Here is a 13,899-nt window from a genome sequence, read left to right as displayed (position 1 = left end):
TGTTAATCTTTGCTCCCGATCTGCCCCCCGATCTGCCCCCGTCATGTCCGGAGGCTTGCCGATCGCACCGAGGGGTGCTGCCGCCTAGGTTCTTTGGCACCGGATGCCGCGCTGCGCTCGGGCAGGGTCGCGCAGGCACCCTGATCGCGCGTTTTGAAACCACTGCTCCTGATCCGCGCCGCTTACCGGCCCTTTCGGCTCGCCGTCAGGCGGCGCCCCCCTGTCACCCTTGGCCGCGCCCTCGCCGGACTGGTGCCGCGCCTGTCCTGACGGGCCTGCGGCGGTGTTGGAGGTGGATGCGCCTTGCGCGTGGAGTGTTTGCGAAAGGTGCAGCTAAAGTCCCGCCGCAGGACTTGCGCCTTTTCCAAATACCCGAAAGTCCGGCCAGAAACGGGGCTGCGGCCAGAGGGGGCAGGGCAGTCGCGCGCGCCGAGGGGCGGGCCGCGCCCGTTTGTCTTGGGGGGCTGTGGTGTTCGGGCCTCGGGACGATCCGCAGGCGGGCTCGGGCTGGCCTTGACGGGGGCCGGTGTCGGGCGCGCGTGCCTTGCCTCCTTGTTCACCGGCTTGGAGGAGGCGATTGCGGTTGAACGGGGGAGCTTTTCGCGCTTGCGCCGAAGGGCGCGTGGTGACGTCCGGCGGCTGCGGGCCGCCTGCGCGGTGCCTTTCCCCGTGGTTGCGAGAGGCTTTCGGCTGCCGCGCTTGCCAGAGGGGCATCGGCGCGGGCGGTCAGGCGGGGAGGCAGTAGCGTTCCACCATCGGGCGCAGGGCCACACGGGCGCGCAGTTTGGTCGCCATCAGATACATGCCGCCGATCTTGCGGTGCAGGAACAGCGTCGCTGCGGGTGGCACATGGGCGAGGTCGCGTTCATCGCCGATGGCGCGGCCCATGCGGTGCAGGCGGTCGAGCAGATCGCTGGCGGCGAAGTCGAAGGGCGTGGACTGCCGCAGCGGCGCCATCGCGGTGTCGAACATCGACCGGATCAGCGCCTGATGATGCGGGGCGGTGTCTGGCGCGAAATAGCCGATGCGCAGCATGGCGGCCTGAGTCGCCTCGGGCCCGCCGTCAAGGGCGGCTTGGGCGAGGGCGCGGAAATCGGCGGCCAGATCGGGCGAAATGGATTGCACCGCGCCGAAGTCGAGCAGCACGACACGCCGCGTCTTCGGGTCAAAGCGGTAGTTGGCAAGGTTCGGGTCGGTCTGCATGGCACCCAGCACGAAAAGCTCGCGCAGCACCAGATCGATGAGGGCTGCGGCCACCCTGTCGCGCAGGGCTTGCGGCGCGTCAGCCAGGCTGTCGAGCGGATCGCTTTGCACATAGGTCATCGCCAGAACGCGCGGCGTTGACAGGGGGGCGTGCAGGGCGGGCAGCAGGAAGTCTTCGGACCCTGCCAGCCTTTCGCCAAAATGCGACAGGTGCCGCGCCTCGGCGCTGTAATCGGCTTCGGCGTGCAACTGGCGTTTGGCCTCGGCCAGAAGGGGCGTGAGGTCCATTCCGCGCGGCAGCAGCCCCGGCAGGCGCAGGAGCGTTGCCACATTGTCGATGTCGCTGTCGATGCTGTCCCTTACGCCGGGGTATTGCACCTTGATGGCGAGTTCGGTGCCATCGCGCGTGACCGCGCGGTGGACCTGCCCGATGGAGGCGGCGGCGAAGGGGCGCACATCGAAACGGGCAAAGCGCCCATACCAGCCCGGCCCCCATTCGCCGTTCAGCACCGTCTGCACCTGTTTGGGCGGCATGTGGCGGGCGTCGTCGCGCAGGCGGGACAGGATGGCGGTGAGCTCGGGTGGCAGGATCACTCCGGTGTCGAGCGAGAGCATCTGCCCGAGTTTGAGCGCTGCGCCGCGCAGATGCGACAGCCCGTCGGTCAGTCTTTGCGTATTGGACGGGGTGAGCAGCAGGTGCGACAGGCGCGGGCGCTGGCCGCCCGCAAGGGCGCGCAGGCCGCCCGTTGCCACGCTGCCCGCGATGCCGCCCGCCATGCCGCCGAAATGCCACAGGCGCGCCGCGCGTCCGGTGGGGACGGCGGCGGCGGTGCTGTCGTCTTCGGGGAAATCGGGGGGGTGCATCAGCGGCGGTGTGCTGCCGCTTGCCTGCGCTGCCGCCGCAGGTGCCAGCGGTAGATCAGCGGGGCGAGCGCATGGTCATAGGCGAGGGTTGCCACCTGCCGTATGCCGGGCAGGCCGACGATACGCCCCAGGAGCCTGTAGCGCGGCATCTCCGCCCAGAGCACCAGAAAGGCCGGGATGCCCGAGGTCAACTCTCCCCTATGCAGCACATAGAGCCGCCGCGCTGCCGTATCGGCATCAAGCCCCCAATGCGCGCGTTGCGGCCCGTTCAGATCGTCAAACCGGATCGGCAGACCGGCCTGTTCGGCATAGCGCGCGTAATGGCTGATCTCGAAATTGCAGACCGGGCATTGCGCGTTGAAAAGGACCGAGGTGTCGGGTGTGTTTTCCATGCCGCGCAGGTAGGTCGCGCGCGGGGGAAGTCCAGTCGTGGAGCAGGGATAGGCGGGGGGGACGGAACGCGGCATAAGGGGCGCAGCGGCCATGCGGGGAAAGGAGCGGCGATGTCGGAACATGCCTATACGAGCCGGATTGTCTGGACGGGCAATACGGGGGAGGGGACGCGCAGCTATCGCGGTTATGCGCGCAGCTGGGATATCGCGGTGCCGGGCAAGCCGGTGGTGTCCTGTTCGAACGATCCTCTTCTGGGGGGCGATCCGGGCAAGATGAACCCGGAGGATCTGCTGCTTTCGGCGCTCTCGGCCTGCCATATGCTGTGGTATCTGCATTTCGCCGCAGATGCCGGGGTGGTGGTGATCGCCTATGAGGACAGCCCCTTGGGCATCGGCGAGGTGGAGCCGGGGGGCGCGGGGCGGTTCGTGTCGGTGCAGTTGCGCCCGCGGATCACGCTGGCGGCGGGGTCTGACCTGACGCTGGCGGAGGCGTTGCACGCGCGGATTTCGGCCGTGTGCTTCATCGCGCGGTCGGTGGCCTTTCCGGTGAGCCATGCGCCGCACCATGTGATCGTTTAGACGCGACACGGGATGTCGCAACAGGGCAAGTGGGCGGGGCGCGGCGCGCTAGGTTGACGCCTTGGCCCCTGCGCGGGCCGGTGCGGCGGGCGACAGGCAACGGGGCGGTATGGACGAGAGCGATTACATCATCGTGGGGGCAGGGTCGGCGGGCTGTGTGCTGGCCGAACGGCTGAGCGCCTCGGGCAGGCACAGGGTGACGCTGATCGAGGCCGGGGGCAGTGACCGGCGGTTCTATGTCCACCTGCCGCTGGGCTATGGCAAGCTGTTCTATGATCCGGCGGTGAACTGGATGTATCGGGCCGAGCCCGACCCGGGGCTCGCGGGCAATGCCGACCACTGGCCGCGCGGGCGGATCCTGGGGGGGTCTTCGTCGATCAATGCCATGGTGTGGATCCGGGGGCACCGCGCGGATTATGACGAGTGGGGGCAGGCCGCGCCCGGTTGGGGCTGGGATGACTGTCTGGGCGCCTACCGCCAGATCGAGGACAATGAGGCCGGTGCGGATGATTGGCGCGGGCAGGGCGGGCCGCTGTTCATCTCGGCCAACCGGCAGGGGCTGCACCCGCTGGTGCATGACTACATCGCCGCCTGCGGGCAGGCGGGGCTGCCCGAGACGCGCGATTTCAACGGCGCGTCGCAGGAGGGGGCCGGCGTCTACCAGATGACGATCAAGGGCGCGCGGCGCAATTCCACCGCGCGGGCGTTCTTGCGGCCGGCGATGAAGCGGCCGAACCTGCGGGTGGTGACCCATGCGCAGGTGACGCGGGTTCTGGTCGAGGCGGGGCGCGCCGTGGGGGTGGAACTGCGCCGGGGCGGACGGGTCGAGGTGCTGCGCGCGCGGCGCGAGGTGATCCTGTCGGGTGGCGCGGTGAACAGCCCGCAGCTGTTGCAGCTGTCGGGCATCGGGCCGGGGGCGCTGTTGCAGGGTCTGGGCCTGCCGGTGCTGGTCGACAACCCGAATGTGGGCGCGCATCTGAGCGATCATCAGGGCATCAACTACACCTGGTCGATGCGGGTGCCGACCTATAACGACGTGCTGCGCCCGTGGTGGGGCAAGGCATGGGCGGGGCTGCAATACCTCTTGGGCGGGCGCGGGCCGCTGGCCAAGTCGATCAACCATGCGGGCGGGTTCTTCCGCACCGATCCGGCGCTGGACCGGCCCAACATGCAGCTTTACATGCAGGCGTTTTCCACGCTGATCCCGCGCAACGGCGAGCGCCCGATCCTGTCGCCCGATCCGTGGTCGGGCCTGTCGCTGGGGCTGTCGAACTGCCGCCCGACCTCGCGCGGGGAGATCAGGCTTGTCAGCCCCGACCCGCTGGCGCATCCCAGGATCACCGCCAATGCCTTTGCCACCGCGCATGACGTGGCCGAGATGCTGGCGGCGGTGAAGATGCTGCGCCATATCGCGGCGCAGCCCGCGATGGCGCGGCTGATCCGCGAGGAATTGCGCCCGGGGCCGGAGGTCGTCTCGGACGAGGATCTGATCGCGGATTTCCGCGCGCGTTCCGGCACCGTCTATCACCCTTCCTGTACCTGCCGCATGGGCAGCGACCCTGCGACGAGCGTGCTGGACCCCCGGCTGCGGGTGCGCGGGGTGGAGGGGTTGAGGGTGATCGACGCGTCGAGTTTTCCCAACATCATCGCGGGCAACACCAATGCGCCTGCCATCCTGATGGGCTGGAGGGGCGCGGCAATGGTGCTAGAGGATGCGCCCTGAGCGTGGCGGCAAGACGGAGGGTGTTGCAGCACCGTGCCGTCGCAAGCGCGCGCCGCGGGAGGCCGGACCCCGCGAGGCCGGGGCCACCTCGGGGGGCATCGAGCCCCCGCTCGGCGGCGTTGCCAGCGCAGGCATGGGGCGGTCGCGGGCCCCGAGGCGTGGCGCGGCTTTCGCAGCGGACGCTTCGCGGGGAGTATTTTGAAAGCAGCAAGTCATTTGCAGCTTTCTGAAAACCTCCCGCGCGGAGCGCATCCGGCGCCGGCTCGGGCGCTACTCCCCGCGGGGGAAGCGCTTGTTTTCCTCCAGCACGTTCAGATCCATATGGTTGCGCATGTAGCGTTCGGAGGCGGCGCGGAGGGGTTGGTGATCCCACGGGTAATAGGCGCCGTTGCGCAAAGCCTCGTAGACCACCCAGCGGCGGGCCTGGCTTTCGCGCACGGCGGCGTCGAAGCGGGGCAGGTCCCAGCGGGCATCGGCGGCCTTGCGGAAATGCGCGAGGACGGGGGCGGCGCGCGGGTCTGTGGCGAGGTTCTCGCGCTCGGCCGGATCGGCGGCGAGGTCGAAGAGCTGTTCGGGGTCGGCGGGGCAGCGGATGTATTTCCACGCGCCCTCGCGCAGGGCGACCATCGGCGTGATGGTGCCTTCGGCGGCGTATTCCATCGCCACCATCGGGCGGGTGCCGCCCTGTGCCATCGGGGTCAGGTCGACGCCATCGGTCCAGGGCATCACCTCGGCAAGGTCGACTCCGGCGAGGGCGGCGAGGGTGGGCGTGAGGTCGATGGTGGACACCGGATCGGTGATCAGGCCCGGGGCAAGGCCGGGGGCCGAGATCATCAGGGGCACCCGGGCGGAGGCTTCGAAAAAGTTCATCTTGAACCAGAGCCCGCGTTCGCCCAGCATCTCGCCATGATCGGAGAGGAACACCACCACGGCTTCCTGCCGCGTCGCCTCGAGCACGGCGAAAAGCTCGCCGATCTTGGCGTCGACATAGGAGATGTTGGCGAAATAGCCCTGACGGGCGCGGCGGATCTGGTCGGGGGTGATGTCGAAGGCGCGCCAGTCGCAGGCATCCATCAGGCGTTGCGAATGGGGATCCTGGCTGTCGTAGGGAATGGCGGCGGGCGGCTCCAGTTCCGGCGCGCCTTCATACAGATCCCAGTATTTGCGGCGGGCGACGAAGGGATCATGCGGGTGGGTGAAGCTGACGGTGAGGCACCAGGGCCGCGGATCGGCACCGCGCGACAGGTCGTAAAGTTTCTGCACCGCCTGGAAGGCCACGTCGTCATCATATTCGAGCTGGTTCGTGATCTCGGCCACGCCTGCGCCGGTGACCGAGCCGAGGTTGTGATACCACCAGTCGATGCGCTCGCCGGGTTTGCGGTAATCGGGGGTCCAGCCGAAATCGGCGGGGTAGATGTCGGTGGTCAGCCGCTCCTCGAACCCGTGGAGCTGGTCGGGACCGACGAAGTGCATCTTGCCCGAGAGCGCGGTGTGATAGCCCGCGCGGCGCAGGTGATGGGCATAGGTGGGAATGTCGGAGGCGAATTCGGCGGCATTGTCATAGACCCGCGTGCGGCTGGGAAGCTGGCCCGACATGAAGGAGGCCCGCGCGGGCGCACAGAGCGGCGAGGCGGTGTAGCAGTTCCGGAAGCGCAGGGAATGCGCCGCAAGCCGCCGCAGGTTCGGCGCGTGCAGGAAAGGCGCGGGACCGTCGGGAAACAGGGTGCCGGTGAGCTGGTCCACCATGACGATCAGGATATTGGGGCGATCCTTGGCCGGGGCCGCGGCAGGGGCCTGTCGGGGGGCGTTCATCGGGCGGGTCCTTTTCACTTGGGCTGCGGGGCGAGCTTGCAAAGGGGCCCCGGACTTGTCTTGACTGCCTGCGACCAGCGCAGGCCAAATGCGCCACCAAGGGGGGCAGAGTGAGAACGCTAGCAGATTTTCCGCGCAAGATCATGGAATTCGAGGATATGGGCATCGTGATGCCCGACGGGGTGCGGCTGTCGGCGCGGGTCTGGATGCCCGAGGATGCCGAGGCGCAGCCGGTGCCTGCGGTGCTGGAATACATTCCCTATCGCAAGCGCGACGGCACCTTGCCGCGCGACGAGCTGATGCATCCCTATGTGGCGGGGCATGGCTATGCCTGTGTGCGGGTGGACATGCGCGGGAATGGCGACAGCGAAGGGCTGATGGCCGACGAATACACCGCGCAGGAGTTGCAGGACGCCTGTGACGTGATCGGCTGGCTGGCGGCGCAGCCGTGGTGCAATGGCGCGGTGGGGATGATGGGCAAGAGCTGGGGCGGGTTCAACTGCCTGCAGACCGCCTTCTTGCAGCCTGAAGCGCTGAAAGCGGTGATCTCGGTCTGTTCGACCACCGACCGGTTTGCTGATGACATCCATTTCAAGGGTGGCTGTCTTTTGGGCGAGAACTTCGGCTGGGGGGCGGTGATGCTGTCGTTTTCCAGCCGTCCGCCGGACCCGGCCTTGCGTCCGGACTGGCGGGAGGAGTGGTTGGCGCGGCTGGAGGCGGAGCCGTGGCTGGCGCCGCGCTGGGCCGCGCATCAGGCGCGGGATGACTATTGGCGGCACGGGTCGGTGTGCGAGGATTATGCGCGGATGCAGGTGCCGGTGTTGTCGATCGGCGGCTGGGCGGACAATTACATGAACACGGTGGATGCGCTGGTGCGCCATGTCGGGGCCAAGGGCATCGTGGGGCCTTGGGTGCATCAATACCCGCATACGGCGGTGCCGGGGCCGGCGATCGGCTTTCTGCAGGAGGCGCTGCGCTGGTGGGATCGCTGGCTGAAGGGGGTGGAGACCGGGGTGGAGGCGGACCCTGCAATGCGCGCCTACATGCTGCATTCGGCCCCGCCCGATGCCTCGGCCCGCCACCGCGCGGGGCATTGGGTTGTCGAGGCGGAATGGCCCAGCCCGAATGTGACGGTGGAGGAATTGCATCTGGACGGGAGCGGGGCGCTGGGGCGGGCGGGGCAAGGCAAACCGGCAGGTTTTGAGCGGATTGTGTCTACGGCGCAACATCTTGGCCTGTCGGCGGGCGAGTTCTTCCCGATGGGGCTGAATGCGGAAATGCCGGGGGATCAGGCGGCGGATGATGCGCTGAGCCTGTGCTTTGACGGGCCGGTGCTGGAGGCACCGCTGGCGCTTCTGGGCGCGGCGCGGCTGCGGCTGCGGCTGGCGTCGGACCAGCCCTTGGGCTTTGTGGTGGCGCGGCTGTGTGACGTGGCGCCGGACGGGTCTTCGGTGCGGATCGCGCATGGCATGTTGAACCTGTGCCACCGTCACAGCCGCGAGCAGCCCGAGCCGATGACGCCCGGAAGGGCGGAAGAGGTTTGCCTTGATCTTGACCAGATGGCTTACCGTCTTGCGGCGGGGCATCGGCTGCGGCTGGCGCTGTCGAACAGCTATTGGCCTTTCCTGTGGCCGTCACCCGCGCAGGGCCAACTGACATTGACCGAAGGCCGCCTTTCCCTGCCCGTGCATCAGGGGGGCGGCACATGGACCCCGCCCGAGCCGGAGGCGGCCCCGGCGTGGCGTCACCGCGTGCTGCGGGCGGGGCAATCGCGGCGGGTGGTCGAAACCGATCTGATCCGTGGCACGCGGGCGCTTTGCGTGCTGGAGGATGGTGGCGATGTGGAGAATCTGGACCACGGCCTGTGCTCGGGCGAGACGATGACCGAGCGCTGGGAGATCCACCCCGATGACCCGCTTTCGGCCCGCGCGACCCATGTGTGGGAGCAGCGGTTGTCGCGCGGGGACTGGCGGGTGCGCACCAAGGCGCGCGCCGTGATGACAGCGGACGCCGGGCATCTGCACATGGAGGCGGAACTGACCGCATGGGAAGGCGATCAGGTCGTCTTTTCACGGAAATACAACGAAAAAGTGAAACGGCTGTTTGTGTGAAAAATATCGGCCCTGCCAGCACGAATCGTTGCCCCGAGGGGAATCTGCCGTTTCTATTGATCCACCAGTCAACAAAACCGGCGCGGATCTAACCGCAGCCAAACAGGGAGACGACACGAATGACAGATCAGCTTGACCGTATGGTAGCCGCCGCCAAGGCGGGCCGTATCTCGCGCCGGGAGTTCGTCGGGCGCACCACGGCTTTGGGGGTTTCGGCCGCCTTGGCCTCGGCCTTGTTTACCAAGGCTGCGCATGCGCAGCCCAAGAAGGGCGGGCTGATCCGCATGGGGATGCAGGGGGGCGAGTCGACCAACAGCCTTGACCCCGCGCTAGCTGCCTCTCCGGTGCCGTTTGCCATCAACATGAGCTGGGGCGAAATGCTGGTGGATGTGGGGGCCACGGGCGAATTGCAGATGCGGCTTGCCGAGGAGGTGAGCGCCAATGCCGACGCGACCGAATGGCAGTTCAAGATCCGGCAGGGGGTGGAGTTCCACAACGGCAAGACCGTGACCGCCGAGGATGTGGTCGCGACCTTGCGCCGCCACACCGACGAGAAATCGCAATCGGGCGCGCTGGGCATCGTGCAGGGCATCACCGAGATGTCTGCCAGCGGTGATATGGTGACGCTGAAGCTGGCCAGCGGCAATGCCGACCTGCCTTTCCTGATGGCCGATTATCACCTTGTGATCCAGCCCAATGGCGGCGTGGACAATCCGACCGAAGGGGTCGGGGCCGGTCCCTACAAGGTGGTTGTGCATGAGCCGGGCATCCGCCACGGGTTTGAAAAGTTTGCCAATTACTGGGACCCCGACCTTGGTCACGCAGATCAGACCGAGATTCTGGTGATCAATGACGGCACCGCCCGCACCTCGGCGGTGCAGTCGGGGCAGGTTCACATGATCAACCGCGTGGACCCGAAGATTGCCGAGCTTTTGACGCGGGCTCCGGGGGTGCAGGTCAAGAACGTGCCGTCGCGCGGGCATTATGTGTTCATCATGCATTGCGACAAGGCGCCGTTTGACAACAACGATCTGCGGATGGCGCTGAAGCTGTCGATCAACCGGCAAGAGATGGTCGACAAGATCCTGAACGGTCTGGGCAGCATCGGGAATGACTTCCCGATCAACGCGGCCTATCCGCTGTTCGATGACAGCATTCCGCAGCGCGAATATGACCCTGCCGCCGCTGCCGAGCATTACAAGAAGTCGGGCCATGACGGCAGCCCGATCATCCTGCGGGTGGCACAGGGGGCGTTCCCCGGCGCGGTCGAGGCGGCGCAGCTGTTCCAGCAATCGGCGATGGCCGCCGGTATTCCGCTGGAGATCAAGCGCGAGCCCGATGACGGCTATTGGTCGAACGTCTGGAACGTGGAGCCGTTCTGCGCCAGCTATTGGGGCGGTCGCCCTGTGCAGGACCAGATGTATTCGACGGCCTATCTGTCCAGCTCGGACTGGAACGACACCCGCTTCAAGAACGCGCGTTTCGACGAGTTGCTGCTGGCGGCGCGTGCCGAGTTGAACGGCGATACCCGCAAGGCCAATTATGCCGAGATGGCCAATATCCTGCGCGACGAAGGCGGGCTGATCCTGCCGATGTTCAACGATTTCGTCGAGGCGGTGCGCGACGAGATCCAGGGCTGGGAGGCCGACCCTGTACAGGAGATGATGAACGGCCGCGCCCATGCCCGCTGCTGGCTGGCATAAGGGCCGGGTCGCGTGCATCCGGTTCTGACCCTGGTGGTCCAGCGCATTGCGCTGGGCCTCCTGCTGCTGTTCGCGGTGTCGGCGGTGATCTTCCTCGGGGTGGCGGCGCTGCCCGGAGATACGGCGCAGGCCATTCTGGGCCAGTCCGCCACGCCGCAGGCCCTTGCCAACCTGCGCGCCGAGATGGGCCTCGATCAGCCCGCGCTGACGCGCTATTTCAACTGGCTGGGCGGTATCCTGACCGGCGATCTTGGCACATCCCTGTCAAACCGCACCGATATTGCGACCGCCATCGGCCAGCGGCTGGGCAATACGCTGTTTCTGGCGGCATGGGCGGCGGTGATTTCGGTGCCTTTGGCCATCCTGCTGGGGCTGGTCGCGGCGCGCTATAACGGGCGCTGGCCCGACAAGCTGATTTCCGGCGTCACCCTGTCGACCATCAGCCTGCCGGAATTCGTGGTGGGCTATCTGGTGCTGTATTTCCTCGCGGTGAAATGGCAGCTTTTCCCCTCGGTCGCGATGGTGTTTCCCGGCATGGGGATCATGGAGCGGCTGAACGCGGTGATCCTGCCGGTGATCGTTCTGGTGCTGGTGGTGCTGGCGCATATGATGCGCATGACGCGGGCGGCGATCCTGAACGTGATGCAATCGGCCTATATCGAGACGGCGGAGCTCAAGGGCCTGTCGCCGATGCGGGTGATCTGGCGCCATGCCTTTCCCAATGCCGTCGCCCCTGTCGTCAATGTGGTGATGCTGAACCTGGCCTATCTGGTGGTGGGCGTGGTCGTGGTCGAGGTGGTGTTCGTCTATCCCGGCATGGGGCAATATCTGGTGGACCATGTGGCCAAGCGTGACCTGCCGGTGGTGCAGGCGGTGGGGCTGATCTTTGCCGCCGTCTATATCGGGCTGAACATCATGGCGGATGTGATCTCGATCCTTGCCAATCCAAGGCTGAGGCACCCCAAATGAGGATACCGATTTCCGCCCTTGTGGGCATGGTGTTTACCGGGGCCTTCTTTCTGGCCGCCATCTTCGCGCCGCTGATTGCGCCCTATGGCATGGCCGAGATCGTGGGCGGGGTCTGGGACCCGGCATCGGAGGCGCATTGGCTTGGCACCGATGCCATTGGCCGCGATCTTCTCAGCCGGATGATCTATGGCGGGCAGACGACGATCTTCGTCGCCTCGGCGGCGACGGTGCTGAGCTTCACGCTGGGCTCGGTGCTGGGGTTTTCGGCGGCGGTGGCGGGCGGATGGACGGATCAGGGGCTGAGCCGTCTGGTCGATCTGGTGATGGCGATTCCGGCGCTGATCCTTGCGCTGGTGGTGCTGTCGGTGCTGCCGGTCACGCTGACGGTGCTGATCCTCGTGATGGGCCTGCTGGATTCGACGCGGGTGTTCCGTCTGGCCCGTGCGGTGGCGGTGGACATCACGGTGATGGATTATGTCGAGGCCGCGCGCCTGCGCGGCGAAGGCTGGGGCTGGATCATCTTCCGCGAGATCCTGCCCAATGCGCTGTCGCCGCTGGTGGCGGAACTGGGGCTCCGCTTCATCTTTGCGGTGCTGTTCATCTCGACGCTGTCTTTCCTCGGGCTGGGCGTGCAGCCGCCCTTGGCCGATTGGGGCGGCATCGTGAAGGAAAACGCCTCGGGGCTGGTTTACGGCATTCCGGCGGCGCTGATCCCGGCCTTTGCCATCGCGGCGCTGGCGATTTCGGTCAATCTGGTGGCCGACTGGGTGTTGTCGCGCACGACCAGCCTGAAAGGCGGGCGCGGATGATCCTGAAGCCTTTTGCCACCGGCACCCCCGGGGGGCTTCGCGCCCCCCGGACCCCCCGCGGAGTATTTGGAAAAGCTGCAAGTCAGGAGGCCGGGCATGGCTGACACCCTGTTGGACATTCGCAACCTGCGGATCGAGGCCACCTCTTATCCGCCGGGAGAGCCGCCGCGGGATGTGGTGCTGGTCGAGGATGTCTCGGTCTCGGTCGGCAAGGGCCGCGTGCTGGGGCTGATCGGGGAATCGGGGGCGGGCAAATCGACCATCGGCCTGTCGTCGATGGCTTACGGGCGGGGCGGGGTGCGTCTGACGGGGGGCACGATTTCGCTGAACGGGCGCGACATCAGGCTGGCCAATGCCAAGGCGCTGCGGGCCTTGCGCGGGCGCGAGGTGACCTATGTGGCGCAATCGGCGGCGGCGGCCTTCAATCCGGCGATTCCGCTGATGGATCAGGTGATCGAGACCTGCCTGCTGCACAAGGTGATGGGGCGGGCCGAGGCGGAGGCGCGGGCGGTGATGCTGTTTGGCAAGCTGGGCCTGCCCAACCCCGAGAGCTTTGGCCGGCGCTATCCGCATCAGGTGTCGGGCGGGCAGTTGCAGCGGGCCATGACGGCGATGGCGCTGTGCCCGAAACCCGATCTGGTGATCTTTGACGAGCCGACCACGGCGCTGGACGTGACCACCCAGATCGAGGTGCTGGCCGCGATCAAGGAAGCCATCCGCGATACCGGGGTGGCGGCGCTGTATATCACCCATGATCTGGCGGTGGTGGCGCAGGTGGCGGATGACATTCTGGTGCTGCGCCACGGCAAGCGGGTGGAGTATGGCACCACCGCGCAGATCATCACCGCGCCGGTGGAGCCCTATACCAAGGCGCTCGTCTCGGTTCGGTCGATCGAGCATGTGGAAAAGGCCGATGCGCCACCTGTCCTGCAGATCGAGTCGGTCACGGCGCGCTATCAGGGCACGCCCTTTGACGTGCTCAAGTCCATCACGCTGGATTTGCCGGCGGGGCAGACGCTGGCGGTGGTGGGGGAAAGCGGGTCGGGCAAGTCGACGCTGGCGCGGGTGATCACCGGTCTGTTGCCGCCGCGGCAGGGGCAGATCCGTTTTGCCGGGCGCGTCCTGTCGCCGGCGCTGGCAGCACGCAGCCGCGATGATCTGCGCGAGGTGCAGATGATCTATCAGATGGCCGACACCGCGATGAACCCGCGCCAGACCGTCGGCACCATCATCGGGCGGCCGCTGGAGTTCTACTTTGGCCTGAAGGGCGAGGCGAAGCGGCAGCGGGTGCAGGAATTGCTGGACCAGATCGAGATGGGAAAGGGGTTCATCGACCGCTATCCGGCGGAATTGTCGGGCGGGCAGAAGCAGCGCGTCTGCATCGCACGGGCGCTGGCGGCCAAGCCGAGGCTGATCATCTGCGACGAGGTCACCTCGGCCCTCGACCCGCTGGTGGCGGATGGCATCCTGAAGCTCTTGCTGGCCCTGCAGGCGGCGGAGGGCGTGGCCTATCTGTTCATCACGCATGATCTGGCCACGGTGCGCGCCATCGCCGACCGGATCGCGGTGATGTATCGCGGCGAGGTCAGGCGCTATGGCAGCAAGACCGACGTGCTGGCGCCGCCCTATGACGACTATACCGAACTGTTGCTCTCATCGGTGCCGGAGATGAAGCTGGGCTGGCTGGAAGGCGTGCTCGAGAGCCGCAAGATGGCGGCGGCCGGGAACTGAGCG

The 13,899-nt window shown here is 67.0% G+C and carries 10 protein-coding genes; 7 read left to right on the top strand and 3 right to left on the bottom strand.

Annotated features, from left to right (window positions below; all coding sequences use genetic code 11):
• Positions 1 to 726 precede the first annotated feature (726 nt).
• Positions 727 to 2,067, bottom strand: a complete 1,341-nt coding sequence (locus G3572_RS15895) for an ABC1 kinase family protein (RefSeq protein ID WP_164613671.1) — start codon at positions 2,065 to 2,067, stop codon at positions 727 to 729.
• Entirely contained in the window at positions 2,067 to 2,459 is a 393-nt protein-coding gene (locus G3572_RS15890) for a thiol-disulfide oxidoreductase DCC family protein (protein ID WP_164613804.1), read from the bottom strand. The genes G3572_RS15895 and G3572_RS15890 overlap by 1 nt, the downstream gene beginning before the upstream one ends.
• Before the next feature lie 111 nt (positions 2,460 to 2,570).
• Here G3572_RS15890 and G3572_RS15885 point away from each other — a divergent pair, with 111 nt between their 5' ends.
• A complete protein-coding gene (locus G3572_RS15885) occupies positions 2,571 to 3,038 on the top strand; it encodes an OsmC family protein (RefSeq protein ID WP_164613669.1) in 468 nt (155 codons plus the stop codon).
• A 109-nt stretch (positions 3,039 to 3,147) separates the two neighbouring features.
• Entirely contained in the window at positions 3,148 to 4,761 is a 1,614-nt protein-coding gene (locus tag G3572_RS15880; protein WP_164613667.1) for a GMC family oxidoreductase, read from the top strand.
• A 270-nt stretch (positions 4,762 to 5,031) separates the two neighbouring features.
• On the opposite strand, the gene betC is transcribed toward G3572_RS15880, so the two are convergent.
• Entirely contained in the window at positions 5,032 to 6,573 is a 1,542-nt protein-coding gene (gene betC / locus G3572_RS15875) for a choline-sulfatase (protein WP_164613665.1), read from the bottom strand.
• 110 nt (positions 6,574 to 6,683) lie between these two features.
• On the opposite strand from betC, the gene G3572_RS15870 reads away from it, so the two are divergent.
• The 5 genes from G3572_RS15870 to G3572_RS15850 all read left to right on the top strand — a co-directional run bounded on the left by G3572_RS15870 (position 6,684) and on the right by G3572_RS15850 (position 13,896).
• Positions 6,684 to 8,684 carry a CocE/NonD family hydrolase gene (locus tag G3572_RS15870; RefSeq protein WP_164613663.1) on the top strand — a complete coding sequence of 667 codons (2,001 nt, stop codon included), beginning with the start codon at positions 6,684 to 6,686 and terminating at the stop codon, positions 8,682 to 8,684.
• A 119-nt stretch (positions 8,685 to 8,803) separates the two neighbouring features.
• Positions 8,804 to 10,387, top strand: a complete 1,584-nt coding sequence (locus G3572_RS15865; RefSeq protein ID WP_164613661.1) for an ABC transporter substrate-binding protein — start codon at positions 8,804 to 8,806, stop codon at positions 10,385 to 10,387.
• A 12-nt stretch (positions 10,388 to 10,399) separates the two neighbouring features.
• On the top strand, positions 10,400 to 11,356 hold the full coding sequence (locus G3572_RS15860; RefSeq protein ID WP_164613659.1) for an ABC transporter permease: 957 nt from the start codon (positions 10,400 to 10,402) through the stop codon (positions 11,354 to 11,356).
• Positions 11,353 to 12,165: an ABC transporter permease gene (locus tag G3572_RS15855; protein ID WP_164613657.1), complete on the top strand. Its 813-nt coding sequence runs from the start codon at positions 11,353 to 11,355 to the stop codon at positions 12,163 to 12,165. Before G3572_RS15860 ends, G3572_RS15855 begins: the two co-directional genes overlap by 4 nt.
• 96 nt (positions 12,166 to 12,261) lie before the next feature.
• A complete protein-coding gene (locus tag G3572_RS15850; RefSeq protein ID WP_164613655.1) occupies positions 12,262 to 13,896 on the top strand; it encodes an ABC transporter ATP-binding protein in 1,635 nt (544 codons plus the stop codon).
• Positions 13,897 to 13,899: the final 3 nt, after the last annotated feature.

The sequence above is a fragment of the Pseudotabrizicola algicola genome (assembly GCF_010915705.1).
In the GTDB taxonomy this organism is placed as follows: Bacteria; Pseudomonadota; Alphaproteobacteria; order Rhodobacterales; family Rhodobacteraceae; genus Pseudotabrizicola; species Pseudotabrizicola algicola.
This window is presented reverse-complemented; position numbering and strand designations above follow the sequence as displayed.

What these genes read in the sequence shown, in the direction of transcription:
- G3572_RS15895 (WP_164613671.1), bottom strand. Translation starts at nt 2,067, where the DNA reads ATGCACCCCCCCGATTTCCCCGAAGACGACAGCACCGCCGCCGCCGTC.
- G3572_RS15890 (WP_164613804.1), bottom strand. Translation starts at nt 2,459, where the DNA reads ATGGAAAACACACCCGACACCTCGGTCCTTTTCAACGCGCAATGCCCG.
- G3572_RS15885 (WP_164613669.1), top strand. Translation starts at nt 2,571, where the DNA reads ATGTCGGAACATGCCTATACGAGCCGGATTGTCTGGACGGGCAATACG.
- G3572_RS15880 (WP_164613667.1), top strand. Translation starts at nt 3,148, where the DNA reads ATGGACGAGAGCGATTACATCATCGTGGGGGCAGGGTCGGCGGGCTGT.
- betC (WP_164613665.1), bottom strand. Translation starts at nt 6,573, where the DNA reads ATGAACGCCCCCCGACAGGCCCCTGCCGCGGCCCCGGCCAAGGATCGC.
- G3572_RS15865 (WP_164613661.1), top strand. Translation starts at nt 8,804, where the DNA reads ATGACAGATCAGCTTGACCGTATGGTAGCCGCCGCCAAGGCGGGCCGT.
- G3572_RS15855 (WP_164613657.1), top strand. Translation starts at nt 11,353, where the DNA reads ATGAGGATACCGATTTCCGCCCTTGTGGGCATGGTGTTTACCGGGGCC.
- G3572_RS15850 (WP_164613655.1), top strand. Translation starts at nt 12,262, where the DNA reads ATGGCTGACACCCTGTTGGACATTCGCAACCTGCGGATCGAGGCCACC.